Below are 21,046 nucleotides of genomic sequence, written 5' to 3'. Positions count from 1 at the left end.
TAGCCATGCCAGCTTTCTTTACGATCCAATATGCTCTTCCTTATTTACAATAATCCCTTTATGGTCGATTTCAAGCTCACATACTTTCATATCTGTAAATACTCTCGCTAATTGCTCAGCGATTTCTTGACGTTTCTCATATGGCGTTAATATAAAAATAGATGGTCCCGCACCGCTAAGTGCTGTACCGTACGCACCAAATTCTTTTGCGCATTTACGAATAGATGGTAATAACGGTACGAGTTCTAAACGATATGGCTCGTGAAAATGGTCTCTCTCCATCATTTCACCTACAACTTCCCACCGCTTTTGACATAATGCAGCTACTAATACGTTACTTATCGCACTAGCTTTAACTGCCTCATGAAACGGAAACATCTTTGGTAATACAGATCGACTTTCATCTGTATTTAATTCTTCATTCGGAATAAGAGAAATTACCCCTAACTCCTTGCTCTCAATTCTTACGACGGAAATATCCTTTCCATCAAGTGCTCCGATTACAGTTCCACCTAATATAGAAGCAGCAACATTATCAGGATGTCCTTCAAAATTTGTAGCAATTTGAACTTTTTGATCAGCAGTTAAGTTCAAATTGCCTAGTTGATTCGCAAGTTCTATCCCAGCTACAATCGCTGATGCACTACTTCCTAGCCCTCTTGTTAATGGGATATTACTAGTAACTTCTATTATATGGGGTGATATAGAAGGACAGACTTTACATGCCGTGCTAACGATTAAATTTTTATCGTCTGTCGGAATTGATTCTTCAAAGGAATGGATTACTTGCCATTTATCAGCTTTTTCTTTAACCACCACATCTAAATACAATGACAAAGCTATTCCAACTGAATCAAATCCAGGACCAACATTTGCCGTACTAGCAGGGACACGAACACTTAATGGTATCACGACATAATCACCCCTTTAATATGATCTTTAATCTGTTCTATATCATTTGACAAACTTGCGATGTCTAGTTGATTTGAAGAAATAGCGATATCAGGATCCTTCAAACCATTTCCAGTTAATACTGCAACAACTGTTTCTCCCTTTTTGATTTTTCCAGATTTAACATGTTTAATTACGCCAGCTAATGAAGCATTTGATCCTGGTTCAGCGAAAACTCCTTCAGTTTTTGCCAATAACCTATACGCATGTAAAATTTCTTCATCTGATACCATATCTATTTCACCACAAGACTGCTCGGCAGCCTCTACTGCATACGACCAACTTGCTGGGTTACCAATGCGAATTGCTGTTGCAATTGTTTCAGGCTCTTCAATTACATGCCCTTTTACAATTGCCGCTGCTCCTTCTGCTTCAAAGCCATGAATTCTTGGCTTCTTATAACCTTTTTCTTTCTCATATTCACAGAAGCCTTTCCAATATGCTGTAATATTCCCTGCGTTCCCAACAGGGATAGCTAGAACATCTGGTGCATTTTGCAATTGGTCACAAATTTCAAATGCTGCCGTTTTTTGTCCTTCAATTCGATAAGGATTCACTGAATTTACTAATGTAATCGGCTCTTCTGCAGCAATATTTCTTACAGCCTTAAGTGCATCATCGAAATTCCCTTCTATTGAGATAATTTCAGCTCCATAAGCGACCGCTTGCGCTAATTTTCCATGCGCAATCTTTCCTTCAGGGATTACGATTATACATTTCATCCCAAGACGTGCCGCATATGCTGCAGCTGATGCTGATGTATTACCTGTTGATGCACAAATGATTGCTTCTGAACCTTCTTCTTTCGCCTTAGCAACTGCCATCACCATACCACGATCTTTAAAAGAACCTGTCGGATTCGCTCCTTCGTACTTACCATATAGCTGAATCCCTAATTGCTTTGATATATTTAATAACGGAATAAGAGGTGTATTTCCTTCCATTAAACTGACATCAGGTGTGTTTTCATTCACCGGTAAATAAGAAGCATATTGTTTCAATAGTCCTTTATACATATTGTTTTTCCTCCTCAATAATGTAGTAACTGTTTATTTCACTTGCGACAGCTTCTATCGCTCCTAAAACTCGTTCGAATTGATACTTGGAAGTTCGATGTGTCACAACAACAACTTCTGCCAGTTCACGGTTTAAAGGTAATTGAATAACTTCTTTTAAACTTACAGAGTAATTAACGAAACATTCTGTTATTTTTTGTAACATCCCAGGCTCATCTCGTAATGAAATACGCAAGAAATATTTCGAAACTACTTCTTCATCACCTTGTAATTCATAAGGAACTGGTTCTTTTAACGCACTTTTATTTTTCGGCACTTGATTCATATTTTTAACGATGGAAATAATATCACTTACTACAGCAGAACCAGTTGGCAACTTTCCAGCTCCAGGTCCGTAAAACATTACTTCTCCTACCGCTTGACCGTGAACATATACTGCATTAAATTCATTATTCACATTTGATAATGGATGCTGGCTCGGTAAAAGCGTCGGTTCTACACTTAAATGAATGGCTGATCCTTGTTTTTCTGCTTTCCCAATTAACTTCATAGTAAATCCTAACTTTTCAGCCATTTGTAAATCTTCTTTTTCGACCTTTCGAATCCCTCTTACTTGCACATCATCTAATGAAACATTCATCGAAAAACCTAAGTTTGCAAGAATTGCTACCTTTCTCGCCGCATCTAGTCCATCTACATCTGCTGTCGGATCCGATTCTGCAAAACCTAATTTTTGCGCTTCCTGTAAAGCCTCTTCATAAGACCATCCATTTTGACTCATTTTTGTTAACATATAATTTGTTGTACCATTTACAATTCCCATTATTTTTTCAATTTGATCTGATGCTAGCCCGTCAGTTAGTCCTCTTAACACTGGAATACCGCCTGCTACGCTCGCTTCATAACATAAATCACAATCATTATCGTTCGCCAGTTGAAGAAGCTCTGCACCGTATACAGCCATTAAATCTTTATTTGCTGTCACGACATGTTTCTTATTTCGTAAAGCCTTAACAATATGCTGCTTCGCTTCTTCAATTCCGCCCATTACCTCTACTACAATATCAATATTCGAATCATTTAGAACTTCATCTGCATGACTTGTTACTGCAATCCCGTCAATACAAACATCGCGTTCTTTTTCCAAATCACGTACAACGACTGTTTTCACTTTCACTTCGTATCCTGTATCAAGAGCGATTTTTTTATAATGTTCTTTCAAAATATGAACAACACCACTTCCGACCGTACCTAAACCTAATACTCCAACATTTATAACGTTATTCATCTTCTAATCTCCTCCTAAAAGTTTAATTGTTACACCTATAAATCACCTTATTCTGCTTTTTTGTCATGCAGGTGGTGGTTATTTCCGTACTTATAAATCGTTTCATGTTACCGCACCTCCCTTCCAAGTAATAAAAAAAACACACCCATCCCTAGGAAAGGGACGAATGTGTTTTCGTGGTTCCACCCTTGTTCCAATCTAGACGTATTTCTCCCTAGATTGCTCAAGTTCAGATAACGGCTGATACCGTCAATAATTACTAGATTACTCGTTCACTATTGAAGTTCAAAGGTGGTAAAATCATTTCTCGTGTTAGGAAGCTCACACCCTTGGCTTCCCTCTCTGTAAACCGTAAAAATGATTTCTTGTCCTTATCGTTACTTTTTCGTTCATGTTTATTTGTTAACTCATTATACTCGCATAAAAAACAAAATCAATACTATTTTTTAATTATTTTAAATTTTCAATCTCTAAATCCGTAAAAAAACACACTCATCCCTAGGAAAGGGACGAATGTGTTTTCGTGGTTCCACCCTTGTTCCAATCTAGACGTATTTCTCCCTAGATTGCTCAAGTTCAGATAACGGCTGATACCGTCAATAATTACTAGATTACTCGTTCACTATTGAAGTTCAAAGGTGGTAAAACCATTTCTCGTGTTAGGAAGCTCACACCCTTGACTTCCCTCTCTGTAAACCGTAAAAATGATTTCGTGTCCTTATCATTACTTTTTCGTTCATGTCTATTTGTTAACTTATTATAGTTATCAACTTTTTAAAAAGCAAGCCTATTTTTACTAACTATTTTCAAAATAATTTTTTATTATATTTCACAATAGCATTATGCAACTGTCACTCAATTTACCTATTTTGTCATTTCTCCAGTTTATAAATCAACGGTTCATATATAAAGTGAAACTTTAATCAGTGGGGATTTTGTTTATCCCCACTGATTATTAGCCTTCACCAATCGGGCTTTTACGGGCAGTTGATCCCCACCTGACTTCTTTGTTTTCGCTGAATTTTGAGGTAGGGGTCTTACCGCCCGTTAATGCGGGATAAATCCCCCATTCTAAAACCCGTACACATCCGCTCTACAAAGCTATATTAATAAAATTTTTAATACAATCTTTTTGTATAACTTTCTTCTAAAGAACGTGCAACATCTTCTTCTGAAGTATTCACTTTCGCATGCTCCAGCAACATTTTTGCTGCTGAAGGTAACTCTTTTTTATTTAACCAAGATTCTGATTCCCACATCTTAGAACGAATAAACGCTTTTGCACAATGAATGTAACACTCTTCTATTTCAACAACAATTCCAAGTAACGGATTGCGTCCATTCGCCTGCATTTCTTTCAAAATTTCTTCGTCGTTTGTAATATACGCTCGGCCATTTATTCTGAGTGTCTCCCCAAGACCTGGAATAAAAAAGATTAGTCCTACACGTGGATTTGAAATAATATTCAAAATGGAGTCTATACGACGATTTCCTGGTCTTTCTGGAATGATAATTTTATTATTATTGAGTACGTATACAAATCCAGGTGCGTCTCCTCTCGGCGAGGCGTCACACTCCCCCAACTTATTTGCAGTAGATAATACTAGAAAAGGAGATTTAGAAAGGAAATCTACACAATGGTGGTCTAATGATGAAATAACTTTTTTCAATGCTCGCTCACTTGGCTGCCCCAATATTTTTCGTAACTCTTCCTCTGTTGAAATAATCGATTTTATTTCCATACGCTCTATCTTCACTTATAATCGCCCCTTTTTCTTTATTTTCCCAAAATTCAATACAAATATTGTATAATAAAATTTGCAGAAAGGGGAATTAAAATGACAGAGTGGTTAACAATATTTGATTCTGAAAGAAATACACTTGGGAAGAAATTACGCGATGAAGTGCATCGTGACGGTGATTGGCACGAAACATTTCACTGTTGGTTTGTAGAAAAAGATGCTAAAGATATATTCTTATATTTCCAGTTACGCTCTAAAAATAAAAAAGAAGCTCCATGTATATGGGATATTACTTCAGCTGGACATATTATGCATGATGAAGATGTACAAATTGGTGGTCTTCGTGAAATTGAGGAAGAATTAGGGCTTTCCTTTCAAACTAATGATTTAACATACAAGGGAATCTTTAAAATAGATTATGAAATTTCAAATCTTACTGATCGCGAGTTTTGTCATATGTATTTTCACAACGTCATCAATCCACTTCCATTCGCACCAGGTGAAGAAGTAGACGATGTGATGAAAGTACATGCAACTTCTTTTCTACAACTATTAAAAGGAGAGATTTCATCTTTAACGACTATTTCAGTCTTAAACAATACACCGATTACGATAACATTTGAAGATATTTATCCGTATGATCTTGCATACTATGAATTTGTTATAGAGCAAGGAAAAGAATTATTAAAAAATAATAGTTTATAAATAAAATAGGACTCCTAGCATAATATTGCGTAGAGTCCTATTTTTTATTATTGTTCAAGGATTTTTAATCTACTCTCTACTTGTATAAATAAACGAATCATTAATAACAGCATAACCACTATAATCACTATTATTGTATGTGGATATCTAAACAGTATACTAATAACACTTCCAATTAACATCATGATAAATCCGTTTTGCTTCATCACTTCTGCACTATACCTGTTACCCACATCCCATAATTCCTTATTTTTCATAGATCGTTTCGTACGATAACCATATGCCGCATTAATATCGGTCGGTGGATTTTTTTGAAGAATAATTGCCGCAAGTATAAAAATAATACCAATCAATATGCTTATTCCTATGTTTACTAGTGCATCAATCAATTATATCCCCCCCTAACTTACACTTTCATTATACGACACAACCCTTATTTTTCCAATTTATAACACATTCACTTTCTTTCTTTTGATGTCTGGAACATACTTGGAAGTGTTACAAAACGTGCCCCTTTCGTTTTTAACTGCGGAATGATTTTGTCTAGTGCATCAACAGATCCTTGTAAATGCCCACCTGGAGTAGAATGCTGCAGTATGACACTACCTGGAAATGAATTCCCTAACACATTATTTGTAATCGTATCGGCACTTACACCTTTCCAATCAACTGTATCAACACTCCACTGTACAATCATAAAATTTTGCTCAGTTGCCCAATTCAATTGATTTTCAAGTATTTCACCATACGGTGGACGTATAAATTTAGGGGCATAGCCGGCTAAACGTTTTAATATTTCTTCCGTTTTTATAATTTGATTACGGTACTCAGCGTCATTTACTTTCGCTAAATTCGGATGACTGTACGTATGATTACCAATTACATGCCCTTCATTTGCAATACGCTTTACTACATTCGGAAATTTTTCTGCGTTTTCACCAAGTAAGAAAAAAGTAGCTTTTACATTATGTTGTTTTAACTTATCTAATATTTTTGGCGTGAATTCTGAATCTGGTCCATCATCAAATGTAAGAGCTACTTCCGCTTTATTATACGGTCCTGAAAATGCGTACGCATATTTTTCAACCCATGTAAATGGTGTCCACGATCCACGATCATCTGCTTTCATTTGTACTTCATAGCTTTGAGGGATATATGCGTATGGCAATGCGCTTATATAATCTCCATAATAAAATGAGTTATATGGCATATAAGCATACGAAACATCTCGTTCTAGTCCCCATTGATATGGAGCAAACATTTCTGGCGAATAAAAATAATACATGATAAAAAACCTCCCTAAATTTTCATATGTGATTCATCTGCACTTTGTTAGAGAAATTGTTATTCATAAACAAAAATAAGACTGTCCTTAATTAGGACAGCCTTACTACTTTATATTATTAATAAATTGATGTACTATCTTTTGGCAAAGCTTTCACATGTTTTAAATAGTTCGTCACTTTATCATCATCTTCTTGCGGATATTGATATTCATACGTGTTAGCGATTTCGTTCGCCACTTCCCTAAATAAATCACTCATGACAAAGAATGACTCCCATATGTTTTCATATTCAGCATTAGAAAATGTCCTTTTAAATTGCTCCCACATATCTTCTTCAATATATTGCTCGAAATGCTTTCCAAACTTCCCTGTATTAACTGTAAAGTCTGTTTTCATACCAATATGCCATTCTAGCATTACGATGAACATATCTCGCACTGGTCCTTCAAGCATTCCTTTTGCATAAGAAAGTTCATCTCTCCATAACCCTTTTGCCACATTTGTACTACACCACCAAAATTCATTACAGCAATCCAAAAACTCTTTTTCTGTAGGCTTTTTTATTAAGTAATCCTTATCGCTTGCTGGCGGGAATCCTTCCATACAATTATCTTTATCAAGAAGCAGTTTACTTAAACTATCTTGTCCAACGAACTTTTTTATTAACTCAACTGGAACTAGCGTTAAATCAATCCGATTCCCATCCATGAACTGCATTAAATATGGAAACTTCCCATCTTCATCTGGTTGAACTAACGACATTTCTTCTGGCATTTGTACTATCATTATTTCTCCAAATCTATGAACCCAATTATGATTAGACGTAAAAGATTGTATATCATTTACAACATACATAATATCATAGTCTTGAAAACAATCTCTTTTCACATTTGGATTTACACGCGATCCATTCATGATAACTGCTCGAATTCTTTCATCCTCTTTTGCTATATTTATAATTACGTCTAACATTTCTTTTTCAGTTCTCATCTATTTATATCCTCCAATTTTTTAATATATAATATAGTGTTATGTATATTGGAGGTCCACGAGCTAATCTCGTTATACACGATACATGTTATAATTTTTGAAACTTCTTTTTCATCCCTTGTTCCTCCTTACATCACTCTTTTACAACTGCCATCCCTTTCAATTTCCCAATGCTTTCTACCATTCACTTTTAATTATACCGAAAATTCTGTCTCGAATACAAAAAATAAAGAAAGGACATCTACCCCTTACAGAATAGATATCCCTTCTTTTAAAGTTAAATTTAATTCCTATGGATTAGTAGACCAAAGCCCAGCAGATTTAATAAATGTACGTTTATTTAATTTCAGCTGCGCTACGATAAATTCTGCAATATCTTCTGCTTGCATTACTTTATCAGGGTTTCCATCAGTTAATCCTAAATCTACAGCCATATCAGTTGCTACTGTACTTGGAGTTAAAGCTGTTACACGAATGTTATGTTTGCGAACTTCCATCGCTAACGATTCTGTTAAGCCAAGGACACCAAATTTAGAAGCACTATATGCACTTGTTACAGGTGCACCTTTTTGTCCTGCTGTAGATGAAATGTTAATGATATCACCAGATTGTTGTTCAATCATGCTCGGTAAAGCTGCACGAGTTGCATAGTATACACCCATTAAGTTTACTTGAATGATTTTTTCCCAATCAGCAACGTCTAGTTCTAAAAACTTACCGAATTTAGAAATACCAGCGTTATTAATTAAAATATCGATAGATCCTAAACCATTTTTTAACGTTTCAATCGCAGTTGTTACTTCTTCATATGAAGAAACATCAGCAGTTGCAATAACAGCTTTTACACCTTCTGCTTCTACTTCTTTTGCTACAGCTTTTAAGTTTTCTTCTGAACGAGCTAATAAGCCTACATTTACGCCTTCTTTCGCTAATGCGATTGCTACAGCGCGACCAATCCCTCTACCTGCTCCTGTAATTAAAGCATTTTTACCTTGTAATAATTCTGCCAAGTATAACACTCCTTAATCATCTCAGTTATGTATTATATTAAAATTGTATCTATGTTTATGTAAAAAGGCAATGATGCACTTTCATGTGCGTAGGTTACTTGTAGGTAACTATAGAAAGTTTTTATTTATAAGTTTCATTTTTTTACCATTATTCATGTAAAATAAAAACAAATCCAGCATAGGGGAGTGTATGAGTATGAAAAGCGAAGGAAAAGCTTTTCAATATAATTGCAGTAACGGTAAATGCATTTTTAAAGAGAAATAGTGTTAGAAGGTTCTCCTTCTAACACTATTTCTCTTCATGATTCGGCATACGCACAATAAATTCAGTACCTTTTCCTTCCTCACTCTCCACTTTTATCTCTCCTTGATGAAGGTCGAGTACTTTCTTTACAATAGCTAAACCTAAGCCACTTCCTCCATAGGCACGATTTCGTGAAGAATCCGCTTTATAAAAACGCTCAAAAATATGTTGTTTCTGTTCTTCTGATATACCAATTCCTGAATCACGGATACGCACTTCCACTACTGTCTCATGTTCCTTTAACTGAATAGTAATCGTACCACCGCTTGGAGTAAATTTAATACTATTATGAATTAAATTAATCCACACTTGACTCATACTTTCTTGGTCAGCAATAACATATACTTTTTCTAAATCTAGTTCTAACTCAATTTCTTTTTCAGCCCAGAGTGGTTCACTATTTAACACAATTTGCTTTAATTGTTGATCTAATCGATAGCTCACTCTTTCTGGTGTATACTCTTCTGATTCTAAAAGAGTTAGCTTTAGTAAATTTTGACTTAGTTTAGATAATCTCGTTGTTTCAGTTTCAATAATGGTAAGATAATGCTTTCTTTTTTCCTCAGAAAGATTATCGTCTTGTAGTGCTCTAGCAAATCCTTTTATAGAAGTTAACGGTGACTGTATTTCATGAGAAACATTCGATACAAACTCTTGTCTCATTTTCTCCATCGTATTCAGTTCATCTGTCATATCATTTATACTTTTTACGAGCACGCCAATTTCACCATCATACTTTTCTTCATTTCTTATTTTTACGGAGAAGTCTCCTTTTGCAATTTTTTGTATCGGTTCAATAATAGTCCAAATCATCGCCTCTCGTTTTGGTCTCATTAATATTCCAATCAATGTCCAAATAAGAATAATAAAGACAAAACCGACCATATCACTAATTAGAAAAGCAACAAACGGCGATACGTTTACGTCAAAAGCATTCAATATACTAGTTGCTACATAAAATGCGATAGACCAAATTATAGTAAGAAAAGAAAAGAGCGCTAATACCGCTCCAAATACTTTCAGCATCTTCAACTTACTCATTCGTTTTCTTTTTCTCATTTACTTACCTCTAAGCGATACCCTAATCCTCTTATTGTTTTAATACTAAATTTCGACTGCTCTTCTTGAAACTTCTCACGTAACCGATTAATATGAACGTCTAGTGTACGTTCATTCCCTTCAAAATCATATCCCCATATTTCTTCAATTAATTGCTCTCTCGAACAAGTTCTTCCCGATTTAGACCCTAAAGTAAAGAGCAGCTCAAATTCTTTTAACGGTAATGTAACCGTTTGTTCTCCAGATGTAACTTCGAATGTTTTACGATTTAATAATACATTTCCAACTTGAATCGATTGGGAAACTGTAATTTGGTAACGTTTCAATAATGCCTTTACTCTCACTACTAATTCTATAGGGTCAAATGGTTTTACAAGATAATCATCTGTCCCAAGGTGAAATCCTTTTACTTTTTGTGATGTTTCCCCTTTGGCAGTTAGCATCAGAACCGGGATATCATAGTATTTTCTTAATTCAAAACATACATCAAATCCATCCATATTTGGCATCATGATATCAAGAATAACCATATCGACTTTTACGTCATCCATTTTCTGAAGTGCATCTACTCCATCAATTGCCTCATATGTTTGAAAACCTTCTCGTTCTAAAAATACCGAAACGAGTTCTCTAATGTGTGGATCGTCATCTACTATTAAAATTTTAGGTATCAAAGGAACCATTTCCTTTCTACTTAGCATCTAATATATTTTTTAAAAATGAATCATCAGTGGAGTAAACTTCCCGCTGATGATTCATTTTATAATGCACCCTCTTTAATTTTCAATTGTTGCGTTGCAAACTCACGATACATATCATGCGTCTGTAATAATTCATCATGCGTACCACTACCTGTAAGATTCCCTTTTTCAATAAAGACAATTTTATCTGCATCTACAACAGTAGAAAGTCTATGCGCAATCACTAACGTTGTTCTGCCTTTCATTAAGTTATTTAACGCTTTTTGAACGACAGACTCAGATTTACTATCTAAGCTTGAAGTCGCCTCATCTAGCATAAGAATTTGCGGATTTCGAAGCAACGCTCGGGCAATGGCAATTCGCTGTCTTTGTCCCCCAGAAAGCTTCACACCGCGTTCTCCAACTTCTGTTGCATAACCGTTTGGTAAGTCATGAATAAATGCATCAACATATGCCATTGCTGCTACTTTTTCAATTTCTTCATCTGTTACTTCGCCCTCAACGCCGTAACAAATATTATCACGAATCGTTCCATCAATTAACGGACTATCTTGTGATACGTAACCGATTTGACGTCGCCATGACTCTAATGAATAACTCGTAATTAATTCTTTTCCTAATTTAATGGCACCACTAGTTGGCTCATAAAAACGTTCCAGTAATGAGAATAACGTTGTTTTCCCACTACCACTTGGTCCTACAATTGCTGTCACTTTTCCAGATTCAATTGTGAAATCAATATTTTTCAAAACTTGCTCTTCTTCGTTATACTCAAAATGTACATTTTCAAGAACGATCGGTTGCTTAGCATTTGTCACTTTCACACCAGTTTCATGATCTTCTACTTCATATTCTAAAATCGTACTAATTCTTTCCGTTGCACCAATTGCCTTTTGGAATTGTGTAAAGAACATAGATAATTGACTCATTGGCATTACAATTTGAACTAAATACAAAATAAACGCTACAAGTTCACCGGTTGTTAATGCACCGCTAGAAACTCGCATCCCGCCATACCCTACGATAATAACAAGTAGTGCCATTAAAACAAACGACATAACTGGCGAAATTAATGCTTGCACTTTTCCTTCTTTCAAACCAAATTGTAATAACTTTTGTATACCTGTATTACCCGTTTCATATTCTTTCTTTTCTGTATTTGAAGATTTCACTAAACGAATTTCTGATAACACTTGCGTTAACACACTTGTAAAAGATGCAGTTTCATCTTGAAGCGCTTTTGAAATCTTATACATTTTTCGTCCAAGTGGAACTAAAATTAACACAGACAACGGAATAACCGTTAAAAGTAACGCAGTCATTTTCCAATCTAAAACAAATAATACAATTAACGATCCAACAATTGAAATACCACCTGTTAATAAGTTTGACAAATGCTCAGAAATTAACGTTTTCACAACACCTGTATCATTCGTCATACGGCTAATCGTATCACCTGTTCTATTTTGATCGTAATAAGATACCGGCAAGATAAGTACCTTTTTCCACAAACGTTCTCTTAGTCCCGCTACAATCTTCTGCCCAATATAATTTAGTAAATATATAGACAACCCTGCCGCAATAGTTTGCATTACAAAGAAAGCAACTAATCCAACAATTTGTCCTGCACTAATTGAAGAAAGCGAAAAATTATCTACTAATCCTTTTGTAAGCATAGGAATAAATAAACTCGCTCCCGTAGAAAGCAAACTCATTAATAACGCAAAAACTAAAATTCCTTTCGGAGGATTTGTATCTTGAATAAGGCGTAAAAACTGCCTCCAACTCCCTTTTTTCTTTATTTCATTTCTAACTTCCATTCCTGTTCATCTCCTCATGTTAAACAAAACTGTTCTTTCTAAAATTAGAATACGATACAAATGTAAACTGAATGTAAACACACTTTTTCTATTTTTACAAAATATACATAAAAACTCATCTTTACAACAGATATAAACATCTGATATTATTACCTGGTACTTAATATTATTCTATGTAAATTATAGATAAATAATTTAAAACACGATATAAATCTCCAGTTAGTGAAAGGAGTATCCTTTTTGCAAACAAATATACATTCTGAAAAGGAAACAATTATTTTTATTCATGGATTAGTTGGCAATCGTCGCGCCTTCAAAAAAGAGCAAAAACGATTTTCTGCCTCCTACAACATTATAACTTATGACTTATTAGGTCACGGTGATGATAAAGGAGAAGCAATCGACTTTTCATTACAGCGCCTCGTAGATCAATTATTAAACTTATATGAACAAGAAGGCATTAAAAAAGCACATATTTGTGCGCTAAGTTACGGCTGTTACATCTCTACAATTTTTGCACAAATGCATCCAGAAAAAGTATTAAGTATTTGTCATATTGGGGGACATTACAATAACCCTTCTCGTTTATATAATGTATTTCAAAATTTTTGGGAGAAGCGAGGAGATGAATACTCTAAATGGCTCTCTCAATACGCAAATACTATTTTTCCAAGCGGTATACTAAAAGCAAATCCGTTCGCAGTCATTTCAAGAAATATTTACTACCGTTTCGGATTACAATTACATTCATCCATAATTGCCCAGTCATTACGACATCGGTTAGAATTCGATTTAAAATCTAAATTAAAATCACTTCCTCACCCTATACTATGGGTAATGGGAGAGCATGATCATCTCTATAAATCTTGTCTATTTGATTTGAAATCTATTTTGCCTAACGTTCTATATAAGGAAATACCGTTAGCGGGACATGCAGCGAACTTATTTCGTCCTAACTATTTCCATGACTTATATGATCGATTTTTAAATGGAAAGTTAAAATAAAAACTATTAAACTTCCAATTTATTCAACTATAAAAAGGCTTCCCAAGTTTCCTTGGAAAGCCTTTTCTCTATACGAAAAGTACATAAAACTACTTTTTCTTAGTATGCTTTTGTGTAACCTAATAGGTGCTTGCTCCAGTAAGAGTTACTTACAGAACTAATACGTACACCAGTTGCATCTGTTTCTGCACTAATGAACTGACCGTTTCCTAAGTAAACACCCATGTGAGAAGGACCTGATTTATAAGTATTTTGGAAGTATACTAAATCACCTGGTTGTGGATTGCTAGTTTTTGTTTTAGAGCTCCAGTATCCAGCAACTGTTTGACGAGCGCCTTTATGACCAGTTTGATTTAATACGTAGTGAATGAATCCACTGCAGTCAAAACCAGCAGGTGTTGTACCAGCAGTTCTGTATGGTGAACCATTTAAAGATCTAGCGAATCCAGCGATTGAAGATGTATCTCCACCTGTTGTTGGTTTTTGTACGTCTTTACCTGGTTGTTGAACGTTATTTGTAACATTATTGTTATTTGTAACGTTGTTTACTCCGCCTTTTACAAACTTAACGAAGTCTGCACTTACGTAACCTGTGCGGCCGTTATGGTTAATTTTGTACCAACCATTTTCAGCACCAGTAACGTTTAATACTTTACCATTTGTTACTCCACCGATTACAGCGTTGTATGTAGCTGGGCCTGTACGTACTTTTAAAGCACCAGTGTTAACAACATAAGAACCACCAGTTTGAACTGTTGTAGTATTGTTGTTTGTAGTTGGTTGTTTTGTTTCGTTAGATACAGCAGAACCACCTTTTGTTACGAAGTCTTTGCTTACGTATCCAGTTCCACCATTGAAGTTGATTTTAAACCAATCTTGTACTTCACCTACAACTTGTACTGTTTTACCTTTGTTTACAGAACCTAATACTGTATGAGATGTACTTGGGCCTGTACGTACGTTAAGTGAAGAAACGTTTACTGTGTAAGTACCTGTTCCTTGTTGAACAGTCGTTCCTGTTTTGCCACCAGTCGTTACGAAGTCACCACTTACATAACCTGTTTGACCATTTACGTTTACTTTGAACCAACCATTTTCTTGTCCAACTACTTGTAGCACTTGGCCTGATTTTACTTTAGAAATAACGTTATGTCCTGTACCAGCACCTGAACGAACATTTAATACATCAGCAGTTACTGTGTATTTTAATTCAGAAGTTGTTTCTACAGTTTTTGTTTCAGTTACAGTCGTTTGAGTTTGAGTTTGTCCATTAATTTCTTTTAGCGCTTCATTTGAAACTTGTGCATGAGCAGAATCCATTCCTGGAACTGCAACGCCAGCTACAGAAGCTGCTGCTAAACCTGCAATTACTTTTTTCATAAGTTGTCTTTACTTCCTTTCCCTACTATCCTCTTAAAAAAAACTTAAAACTTTAATACTTTACAATATTATCAAAGTAAAATATTCATCCAGTTCCATTTTTTAGCAAGAGTTTTATTTTTCACACAGAGTTCATTTTAAATGAACAAAGTGAAATCCGTGTGAACTTCATGTGAACTTTATCATTAAACATAGTGTTTTTGCAATGGTTTTTTCAAATTTCTTATATATCGCATAAAAATTCGACATTCTATTTAATATTTTAATATAAAATATCCCTTTTCTATCTATTATAAAAAACTCTATTAACCTAATACAAACTCAAGTATGTATTTCCTTATAAAGCTCCTTACATGACGTATACTTTCATCATGACAAAAATCACTCTATTTATCAATAGTATAATATTTTTAGAAAACTAAATTTCTATACTATCTACAATTTTGAAATAATTTGACGAATTGTAAGATTTATTTCACAAAAGCCATTTCTCCTTTAAAGAAAACACACACTATATCAACTGTTCTCTTTTTCCCATAATGGAATTTATAGGATATTTATAGTGTTATATACATATCTTAATAAACAATAATTTTAGCGAATTGATTAAAGTTTCATTCCCTTATAAAATGAAACTTTAATCAGGAAGGGTTTTATACATCCTCCGCTAATTATTAACCCTCACCACTCGGGCTGCCCATTAATGCGGAGTTTTATTGGAATAAAAAGAGGAGGCATATTTGTGAGAAATATAATAGATGATCCAATACAAAAAAACATAGAGCTATACTATGCTTTTATTCAATTCGTTTCAATGATAACATTACAAAAAGTATCAGCTATTGAAACACGTAAAAACGAATTAAAAAATCAGATGAAAAATGCAGGACAAAAAAACCCTTATTACGTATAAAAAAAGGTGAACAGGTTATATTCCTGTTCACCTTTTTAAATTATTTATAAATTTTCACACGGTCCTCTAGCGGTTGGAATTCTTTTTCACCAGCATGTACTACCGGTTTACCAAATGGCATTTGCGCAATAAGTTTCCAATTTGCTGGAACATCCCACTCTTTTCTCACTTCTTCATCAATTAGCGGATTGTAATGCTGTAACGTAGCACCAAACCCTTCAATTTCTAAAGCTGTCCAAATTGCAAATTGTAACATTCCTGATGATTGCTGAGACCAAGTTGGGAAATTATCTTTATATAATGCAAAGTTAGCTTGAAGGCTTTCCACTACTTCACTGTCTTCAAAATATAAAACCGTTCCATAACCACTTTTAAATGCATTCATTTTTTCTTCAGTAGGTGCAAAGTTATTTTCAGGTACAATTTTTCGTAACGTTTCTTTCGTAATATCCCATAATTTATCATGTTGTTCTCCTAATAAAACAACAACGCGAGCACTTTGAGAATTAAAAGCTGAAGGTGTATGTTTTACAGCATGATAAATCACTTCTTGAATTTTCTCATCAGAAACTACTTGCTCTTTACTAATCGCATAAATAGATCTTCTGTCTTCAATTGCTGAGTAAAAATCTTTTGCCATCATAATTCCCTCCAATTTTCAATTGAGGCTATTTCATATGTATATATCATATTACGCCCCTCAAACTTATTATTAATAAGCTTATAACTTTATAATATCACAGCAACAAACAAACTCAAATAATAACACTTATATTTAGACCCTTTTTCCTTTTTAAAATGAAAATAAAAAGACTGTTTGTTGTTATCTAAAATTAGTAACAACAAACAGTCTTACTTATGTAGCGATCTAGATTCGTATTTTACTTACTTAATTAACTAATCCAAATGCATACGACATTAACTTATTTGTCTCTGTAAAACGTTTTGTTTTACTTGATGTCCCCATGACCACTGTAATAATTCGATTATCGCCTTGCTTTGCAGTCCCAGTAAAACAGTATCCTGCACTATCTGTAAATCCAGTCTTTAGTCCGTCCATTCCTTCTATATATAAACTTTTATTATTTTTATTTAACATGTCGTTTGTGCTTATAACATTAATATTATTAAATGCTAGCTGACTTTGACGTAAGTGAGTCACTTCTAATATTTCCGGATAATCTTTTATAAGATGATATGCCAATTGCGCTACATCAGCAGCCGTCATTTTTGTTTCACTTCCATCTGGCTCTTGTAATCCAGAAGCATTTGCAAATTTAGCATGTTCCGACATTTTTAACTGTTTCGCTTTTGCATCCATAAGCTGAACGAAATCTTTCTCCGATTTTGCCATATGTTCTGCTAAAGCCACAGCTGAATTATTAGCTGACTCAATCATTAATGCATGATATAAATCTTTAACAGTTAATGTGTCATTAACTTGTACTGGGATTCTCGCTCCCTCTGTTTGTGCCGCCTTCGCACTCATTTTCACTGGATCTTCCCAGCGAACTTTCCCGTTATGTATACTCTCTAGTAGAAGATACGCTGTCATCATCTTAGACATACTAGCCGGTGCAAAAGCTTCATTTTCATTATATTGATAAATAATATCTCCATCACTCGCATCGATAATCATAGCTGCTTTTGCGTTAATTTCTGGTGGGATGTACTTTGGCGGGACTACTTTTTCAGTAAATCCTGCTTTAGGTAGTTCTGCCACTTGCAAAGGTTGTCCCTCTACATTCGCTACGCTCTTTTGATTTCCTTGGAATAAGAACCAACATATCCCTAAAATAATGACTAATAGGACTGTCATCCTTCCCCATTTTAACCGATTCATTTCAAAACTCCTTTAGCAAACCTTTTATACACTCACATTTAACCTTATCAACAATTCCTTTATATAGTCAAGGTAAAAGGTATATTTATTCATATACAGCAATGATTATTTTAATTTATTTATGTTAAACTTACAATGTTGAAACGTAAGAATATTTAATAATAAAATCTCGTAAATAAAGCGAAACTTTAATCAGTCCCCCAATCGGGCTACCCGTCAAATAGCGAGATAAACTATTTAATAGAAGGGATTCATACAAATGCTACTTCCAAAATCATTAAAATACGGAGACACAATTGGGATTTACTCCCCTTCTTCACCAGTAACCTACACTTCTCCAAAAAGATTTGAACGAGCAAAATCTTACTTACAACAGAAAGGGTTTCATATATTAGAAGGTTCATTAACAGGTCGATATGATTTTTATCGTTCTGGTAGTATACAAGAGCGTGCTGAGGAGCTAAATGTCTTAATAAGAAATCCTAATATTTCTTGTATTATGTCAACAATTGGTGGGATGAATTCAAATTCAATATTACCTTATATTGATTATGATGCTTTTCTAAATAACCCTAAAATAATGATTGGGTATTCAGATGCAACTGCTTTATTACTAGCAATTTACGCCAAAACAGGAATCCCTACATTTTATGGACCAGCTCTCGTCCCTTCCTTTGGCGAATTTGAACCTTTTGTTGATTGCACATACAAATATTTTGCTGAAACTTTACTACATGATCATTCTCTTCCTTATCATATAAAACAACCATTATTTTGGTCAGATGAATTTATTAATTGGGAAGAAAAGACGAAGGAGAAAGAACTTCGACCAAACGATTGGATTTCAGTAATTGATGGAAAAGCTACTGGGCGTATTATTGGCGGGAATTTAAACACGATACAAGGAATTTGGGGTAGCCCCTATATGCCACATATTCAAGAAGGCGACATTCTCTTCATTGAGGACAGTTCAAAAGATGCAGCTACTATTGAAAGAAGCTTTTCATTACTTAAAATTAACGGTGTATTCGATAAAATTTCAGGTATCATTCTTGGAAAACATGAGCAATTTGATGATTGTGGTACAAATCGAAAACCTTTTGAAATACTACTAGAAGTACTTCAAAATCAAAGAATTCCTTTTCTAGCTGACTTCGATTGTTGTCATACACATCCAATGATTACCATGCCTATCGGTGTTCAAGTAGAGTTGGATGCAACAAATAAAACGATACACATTGTAGAACCTTGGAAAAAATGAATGCATAGCTTCTATTGTTTTACAATAAAAGCCATGATACTATATAATTTGGAATGTGAAAGATTAAACAAAATATGTTCCAATATCTAACACTAGAAAAATTAGGTATAAATATATATTTATATGCAAAAGAGAGTGAATAAATGAAACCAACTATTAAAAATTACGTATTTTTACATGTAGCTTTTTTGATATATTCTATCATTATGGTTTACATGAAATGGGCAGCTAAATTCCCCATTGCTTCCATCTCATTTTTTGTTGCTTATTTCGGATTAGTTATACTTTTATTCGGATATGCAATTTTATGGCAACAAGTAATTAAACATTTCGAAATTTCAAAAGCATATTCACATCGCGGGATTATTATACTGTGGTCAATGCTTTGGTCAGTATTTCTATTTGGAGATACGATTCAGTGGAATCATTTACTTGGTGCAGCTATTATTATCGTCGGAATTGTGGTGGTGACAAAAGATGAATAGTTATATGTTATTATTTATTTTCGGGATAATTTTAGCTAATTACTCACAAATATTATTAAAAAAAGCTACTTTGCAACAATACGATTCTAGAATAAAAGAATATGTGAATCCTTATGTTATTATCGGCTACTCTTTATTTGTAATTAACGCCGGATTAAATGTTATCGCCATGAAGGGCATGGCATTAAAACAAGCATCAGCATTAGAATCCTTAAGTTATATCATCATATTAATTTTCGGTTGGTATTTCCTAGGAGAAAAAATAACGAAACGTAAACTCATCGGCAACATGATTATTATCGTTGGTGTAATCGTTTATTGTATCCAATAGTAAAAAGCTCCGTTTATCACAAACGGAGCTTTTTACTATTGACCTAAATTTTGCACTTTATCTTTCAAATCTCGAACTTGATCTACCGTCTGCATAAGCTCGGAGTTTTTAAATTGCTCTACATCCACTTTTCCTTCTTCTATCTTTGTCATCGCCGTATCAATTAACGCATTTAACTTTTCGTTATATCCGACGATTTGTTGATGAATATCCTTTGCTACATCAGGTGGCGTTAATTCATTGAATGCGGGTATATCTTGTTTAATTTCACTAAGCTTCGTTTCTAATTCTTTTCGAGCCTCGCTATCATTAACGGCCTTTTCTGCTAATGCTGGTGCATCATTTGCAAATGCACTTATTTCATTTACATAGTCTGTCGCCTTTTGAGCATAATCTATGGAGTTCTTTCCTTCTTCCACTATTGAACATCCCATTAAACCAATTGAAACTATAAATACTAATAAAATTGATTTTATTTTCATTTTAGACCCCCTTCGTCTTTATCATTGTCTGTAATTTTCTCTATACATAACTTCTAGCTAAATTGTTTATAACCTTTTTCAAATAGCTATTTATCCTCTTACATGCCCTATTATCGTTACAACATCTATTTCTATATGTACGCTTATAATATCTTCAATTATATCCATATATCCTTGTCCTATAGCTGTTCCATAGTGTAATGTAAGCCCCTTCTTTTCATACACTGACTTTGGCACTGAAAAAATAAATCTCCTCAAGTTTCTTTCATCAGCTGGTTCCATAATTAAAACAATCCCATCCTCATCAAACATATACGCTCGCCCTCCAACTTTACATTCACTATGGCTCAGTATTGCCTTGGTCAGCAAAATTTAAAACATAATAAGTTAAGATACACTCTGCTCTATCATAAAGTGAAACTTTAATTAGCCCTCACCAGTCGAATCTTTATCGGCAAATAGCGGGATAAAAAT

At 34.3% G+C, this 21,046-nt stretch carries 22 protein-coding genes, 1 pseudogene and 2 other annotated features; of the genes and pseudogenes, 7 read left to right on the top strand and 16 right to left on the bottom strand.

What is annotated here, in order from left to right; genetic code table 11:
* Positions 1–18 precede the first annotated feature (18 nt).
* The 4 genes from thrB to GD442_RS09255 form a co-directional block, all read right to left on the bottom strand.
* A complete protein-coding gene (gene thrB, locus GD442_RS09270; protein WP_000612682.1) occupies positions 19–912 on the bottom strand; it encodes a homoserine kinase in 894 nt (297 codons plus the stop codon).
* Positions 909–1,967, bottom strand: a complete 1,059-nt coding sequence (gene thrC, locus GD442_RS09265; protein WP_000276434.1) for a threonine synthase — start codon at positions 1,965–1,967, stop codon at positions 909–911. The genes thrB and thrC overlap by 4 nt, the downstream gene beginning before the upstream one ends.
* Positions 1,960–3,255 (bottom strand): homoserine dehydrogenase, encoded by a 1,296-nt coding sequence (locus tag GD442_RS09260; protein ID WP_016124457.1) that lies wholly within the window; start codon positions 3,253–3,255, stop codon positions 1,960–1,962. The genes thrC and GD442_RS09260 overlap by 8 nt, the downstream gene beginning before the upstream one ends.
* Before the next feature lie 155 nt (positions 3,256–3,410).
* Positions 3,411–3,642: a binding site (T-box leader), on the bottom strand.
* A 115-nt stretch (positions 3,643–3,757) separates the two neighbouring features.
* Positions 3,758–3,989: a binding site (T-box leader), on the bottom strand.
* A gap of 384 nt (positions 3,990–4,373) precedes the next feature.
* Positions 4,374–5,012 carry a pyridoxamine 5'-phosphate oxidase family protein gene (locus GD442_RS09255; protein ID WP_065223528.1) on the bottom strand — a complete coding sequence of 213 codons (639 nt, stop codon included), beginning with the start codon at positions 5,010–5,012 and terminating at the stop codon, positions 4,374–4,376.
* A gap of 81 nt (positions 5,013–5,093) precedes the next feature.
* Here GD442_RS09255 and GD442_RS09250 point away from each other — a divergent pair, with 81 nt between their 5' ends.
* Positions 5,094–5,702, top strand: coding sequence for an NUDIX hydrolase (locus GD442_RS09250; protein WP_000141376.1), 609 nt, complete (start codon positions 5,094–5,096; stop codon positions 5,700–5,702).
* Between the two features lie 47 nt (positions 5,703–5,749).
* On the opposite strand, the gene GD442_RS09245 is transcribed toward GD442_RS09250, so the two are convergent.
* From GD442_RS09245 to GD442_RS09230, 4 genes are all read right to left on the bottom strand, one after another.
* On the bottom strand, positions 5,750–6,088 hold the full coding sequence (locus GD442_RS09245) for an SdpI family protein (protein ID WP_159365240.1): 339 nt from the start codon (positions 6,086–6,088) through the stop codon (positions 5,750–5,752).
* A gap of 71 nt (positions 6,089–6,159) precedes the next feature.
* The gene (locus GD442_RS09240) at positions 6,160–6,987 is read right to left on the bottom strand and encodes a peptidoglycan-N-acetylglucosamine deacetylase (RefSeq protein WP_000291203.1); all 828 of its coding nucleotides are present in this window, start codon (positions 6,985–6,987) and stop codon (positions 6,160–6,162) included.
* Between the two features lie 118 nt (positions 6,988–7,105).
* Entirely contained in the window at positions 7,106–7,978 is an 873-nt protein-coding gene (locus tag GD442_RS09235) for an aminoglycoside 6-adenylyltransferase (RefSeq protein WP_098214175.1), read from the bottom strand.
* A gap of 290 nt (positions 7,979–8,268) precedes the next feature.
* Positions 8,269–8,988, bottom strand: coding sequence for a 3-ketoacyl-ACP reductase (locus GD442_RS09230; RefSeq protein WP_000818985.1), 720 nt, complete (start codon positions 8,986–8,988; stop codon positions 8,269–8,271).
* 196 nt (positions 8,989–9,184) lie between these two features.
* On the opposite strand from GD442_RS09230, the pseudogene GD442_RS28495 reads away from it, so the two are divergent.
* Positions 9,185–9,253 (top strand): annotated as a pseudogene (locus GD442_RS28495) (DUF3139 domain-containing protein); the annotation flags it as partial.
* Positions 9,254–9,277: 24 nt separating this feature from the next.
* On the opposite strand, the gene hitS reads toward GD442_RS28495, so the two are convergent.
* From hitS to GD442_RS09215, 3 genes are all read right to left on the bottom strand, one after another.
* Positions 9,278–10,351, bottom strand: a complete 1,074-nt coding sequence (hitS, locus tag GD442_RS09225) for an envelope stress sensor histidine kinase HitS (protein WP_001231621.1) — start codon at positions 10,349–10,351, stop codon at positions 9,278–9,280.
* Complete coding sequence (gene hitR / locus GD442_RS09220; protein WP_000612414.1) at positions 10,348–11,025, bottom strand: envelope stress response regulator transcription factor HitR; 678 nt, start codon at positions 11,023–11,025, stop codon at positions 10,348–10,350. The genes hitS and hitR overlap by 4 nt, the downstream gene beginning before the upstream one ends.
* 86 nt (positions 11,026–11,111) lie before the next feature.
* Positions 11,112–12,872, bottom strand: coding sequence for an ABC transporter ATP-binding protein (locus GD442_RS09215; RefSeq protein ID WP_098214176.1), 1,761 nt, complete (start codon positions 12,870–12,872; stop codon positions 11,112–11,114).
* 240 nt (positions 12,873–13,112) lie between these two features.
* On the opposite strand from GD442_RS09215, the gene GD442_RS09210 reads away from it, so the two are divergent.
* The gene (locus tag GD442_RS09210; protein ID WP_001194306.1) at positions 13,113–13,877 is read left to right on the top strand and encodes an alpha/beta fold hydrolase; all 765 of its coding nucleotides are present in this window, start codon (positions 13,113–13,115) and stop codon (positions 13,875–13,877) included.
* Positions 13,878–13,976: 99 nt separating this feature from the next.
* On the opposite strand, the gene entFM is transcribed toward GD442_RS09210, so the two are convergent.
* Complete coding sequence (entFM, locus tag GD442_RS09205; protein WP_000755521.1) at positions 13,977–15,257, bottom strand: enterotoxin EntFM; 1,281 nt, start codon at positions 15,255–15,257, stop codon at positions 13,977–13,979.
* Between the two features lie 742 nt (positions 15,258–15,999).
* Between entFM and GD442_RS09200 the strand changes: the two genes are divergently transcribed.
* Complete coding sequence (locus tag GD442_RS09200; RefSeq protein ID WP_001244279.1) at positions 16,000–16,170, top strand: hypothetical protein; 171 nt, start codon at positions 16,000–16,002, stop codon at positions 16,168–16,170.
* 40 nt (positions 16,171–16,210) lie between these two features.
* On the opposite strand, the gene GD442_RS09195 is transcribed toward GD442_RS09200, so the two are convergent.
* The gene (locus tag GD442_RS09195; protein WP_002164567.1) at positions 16,211–16,813 is read right to left on the bottom strand and encodes a nitroreductase family protein; all 603 of its coding nucleotides are present in this window, start codon (positions 16,811–16,813) and stop codon (positions 16,211–16,213) included.
* Between the two features lie 246 nt (positions 16,814–17,059).
* Positions 17,060–18,013 (bottom strand): D-alanyl-D-alanine carboxypeptidase family protein, encoded by a 954-nt coding sequence (locus GD442_RS09190; protein ID WP_001080878.1) that lies wholly within the window; start codon positions 18,011–18,013, stop codon positions 17,060–17,062.
* Positions 18,014–18,272: 259 nt separating this feature from the next.
* Here GD442_RS09190 and GD442_RS09185 point away from each other — a divergent pair, with 259 nt between their 5' ends.
* From GD442_RS09185 to GD442_RS09175, 3 genes are all read left to right on the top strand, one after another.
* Entirely contained in the window at positions 18,273–19,274 is a 1,002-nt protein-coding gene (locus tag GD442_RS09185) for a S66 family peptidase (RefSeq protein WP_017656796.1), read from the top strand.
* Positions 19,275–19,417: 143 nt separating this feature from the next.
* A complete protein-coding gene (locus GD442_RS09180) occupies positions 19,418–19,759 on the top strand; it encodes an EamA family transporter (protein ID WP_000805125.1) in 342 nt (113 codons plus the stop codon).
* Complete coding sequence (locus GD442_RS09175) at positions 19,752–20,090, top strand: EamA family transporter (RefSeq protein WP_001089868.1); 339 nt, start codon at positions 19,752–19,754, stop codon at positions 20,088–20,090. The genes GD442_RS09180 and GD442_RS09175 overlap by 8 nt, the downstream gene beginning before the upstream one ends.
* Positions 20,091–20,125: 35 nt before the next feature.
* Here the strand turns inward: GD442_RS09175 and GD442_RS09170 are convergent, their stop codons facing one another.
* Together GD442_RS09170 and GD442_RS09165 are read right to left on the bottom strand one after the other, a co-directional pair.
* Positions 20,126–20,572, bottom strand: coding sequence for a DUF6376 family protein (locus GD442_RS09170; RefSeq protein ID WP_000695199.1), 447 nt, complete (start codon positions 20,570–20,572; stop codon positions 20,126–20,128).
* A 90-nt stretch (positions 20,573–20,662) separates the two neighbouring features.
* Positions 20,663–20,884, bottom strand: a complete 222-nt coding sequence (locus GD442_RS09165) for a hypothetical protein (protein WP_000459099.1) — start codon at positions 20,882–20,884, stop codon at positions 20,663–20,665.
* Positions 20,885–21,046 lie beyond the last annotated feature (162 nt).

The sequence above is a fragment of the Bacillus sp. A260 genome (assembly GCF_009861435.1).
Classification (GTDB): Bacteria; Bacillota; Bacilli; order Bacillales; family Bacillaceae_G; genus Bacillus_A; species Bacillus_A cereus.
Note: the sequence above shows the minus strand (reverse complement) of the source record. Positions and strands in the feature narration are given on the sequence as shown.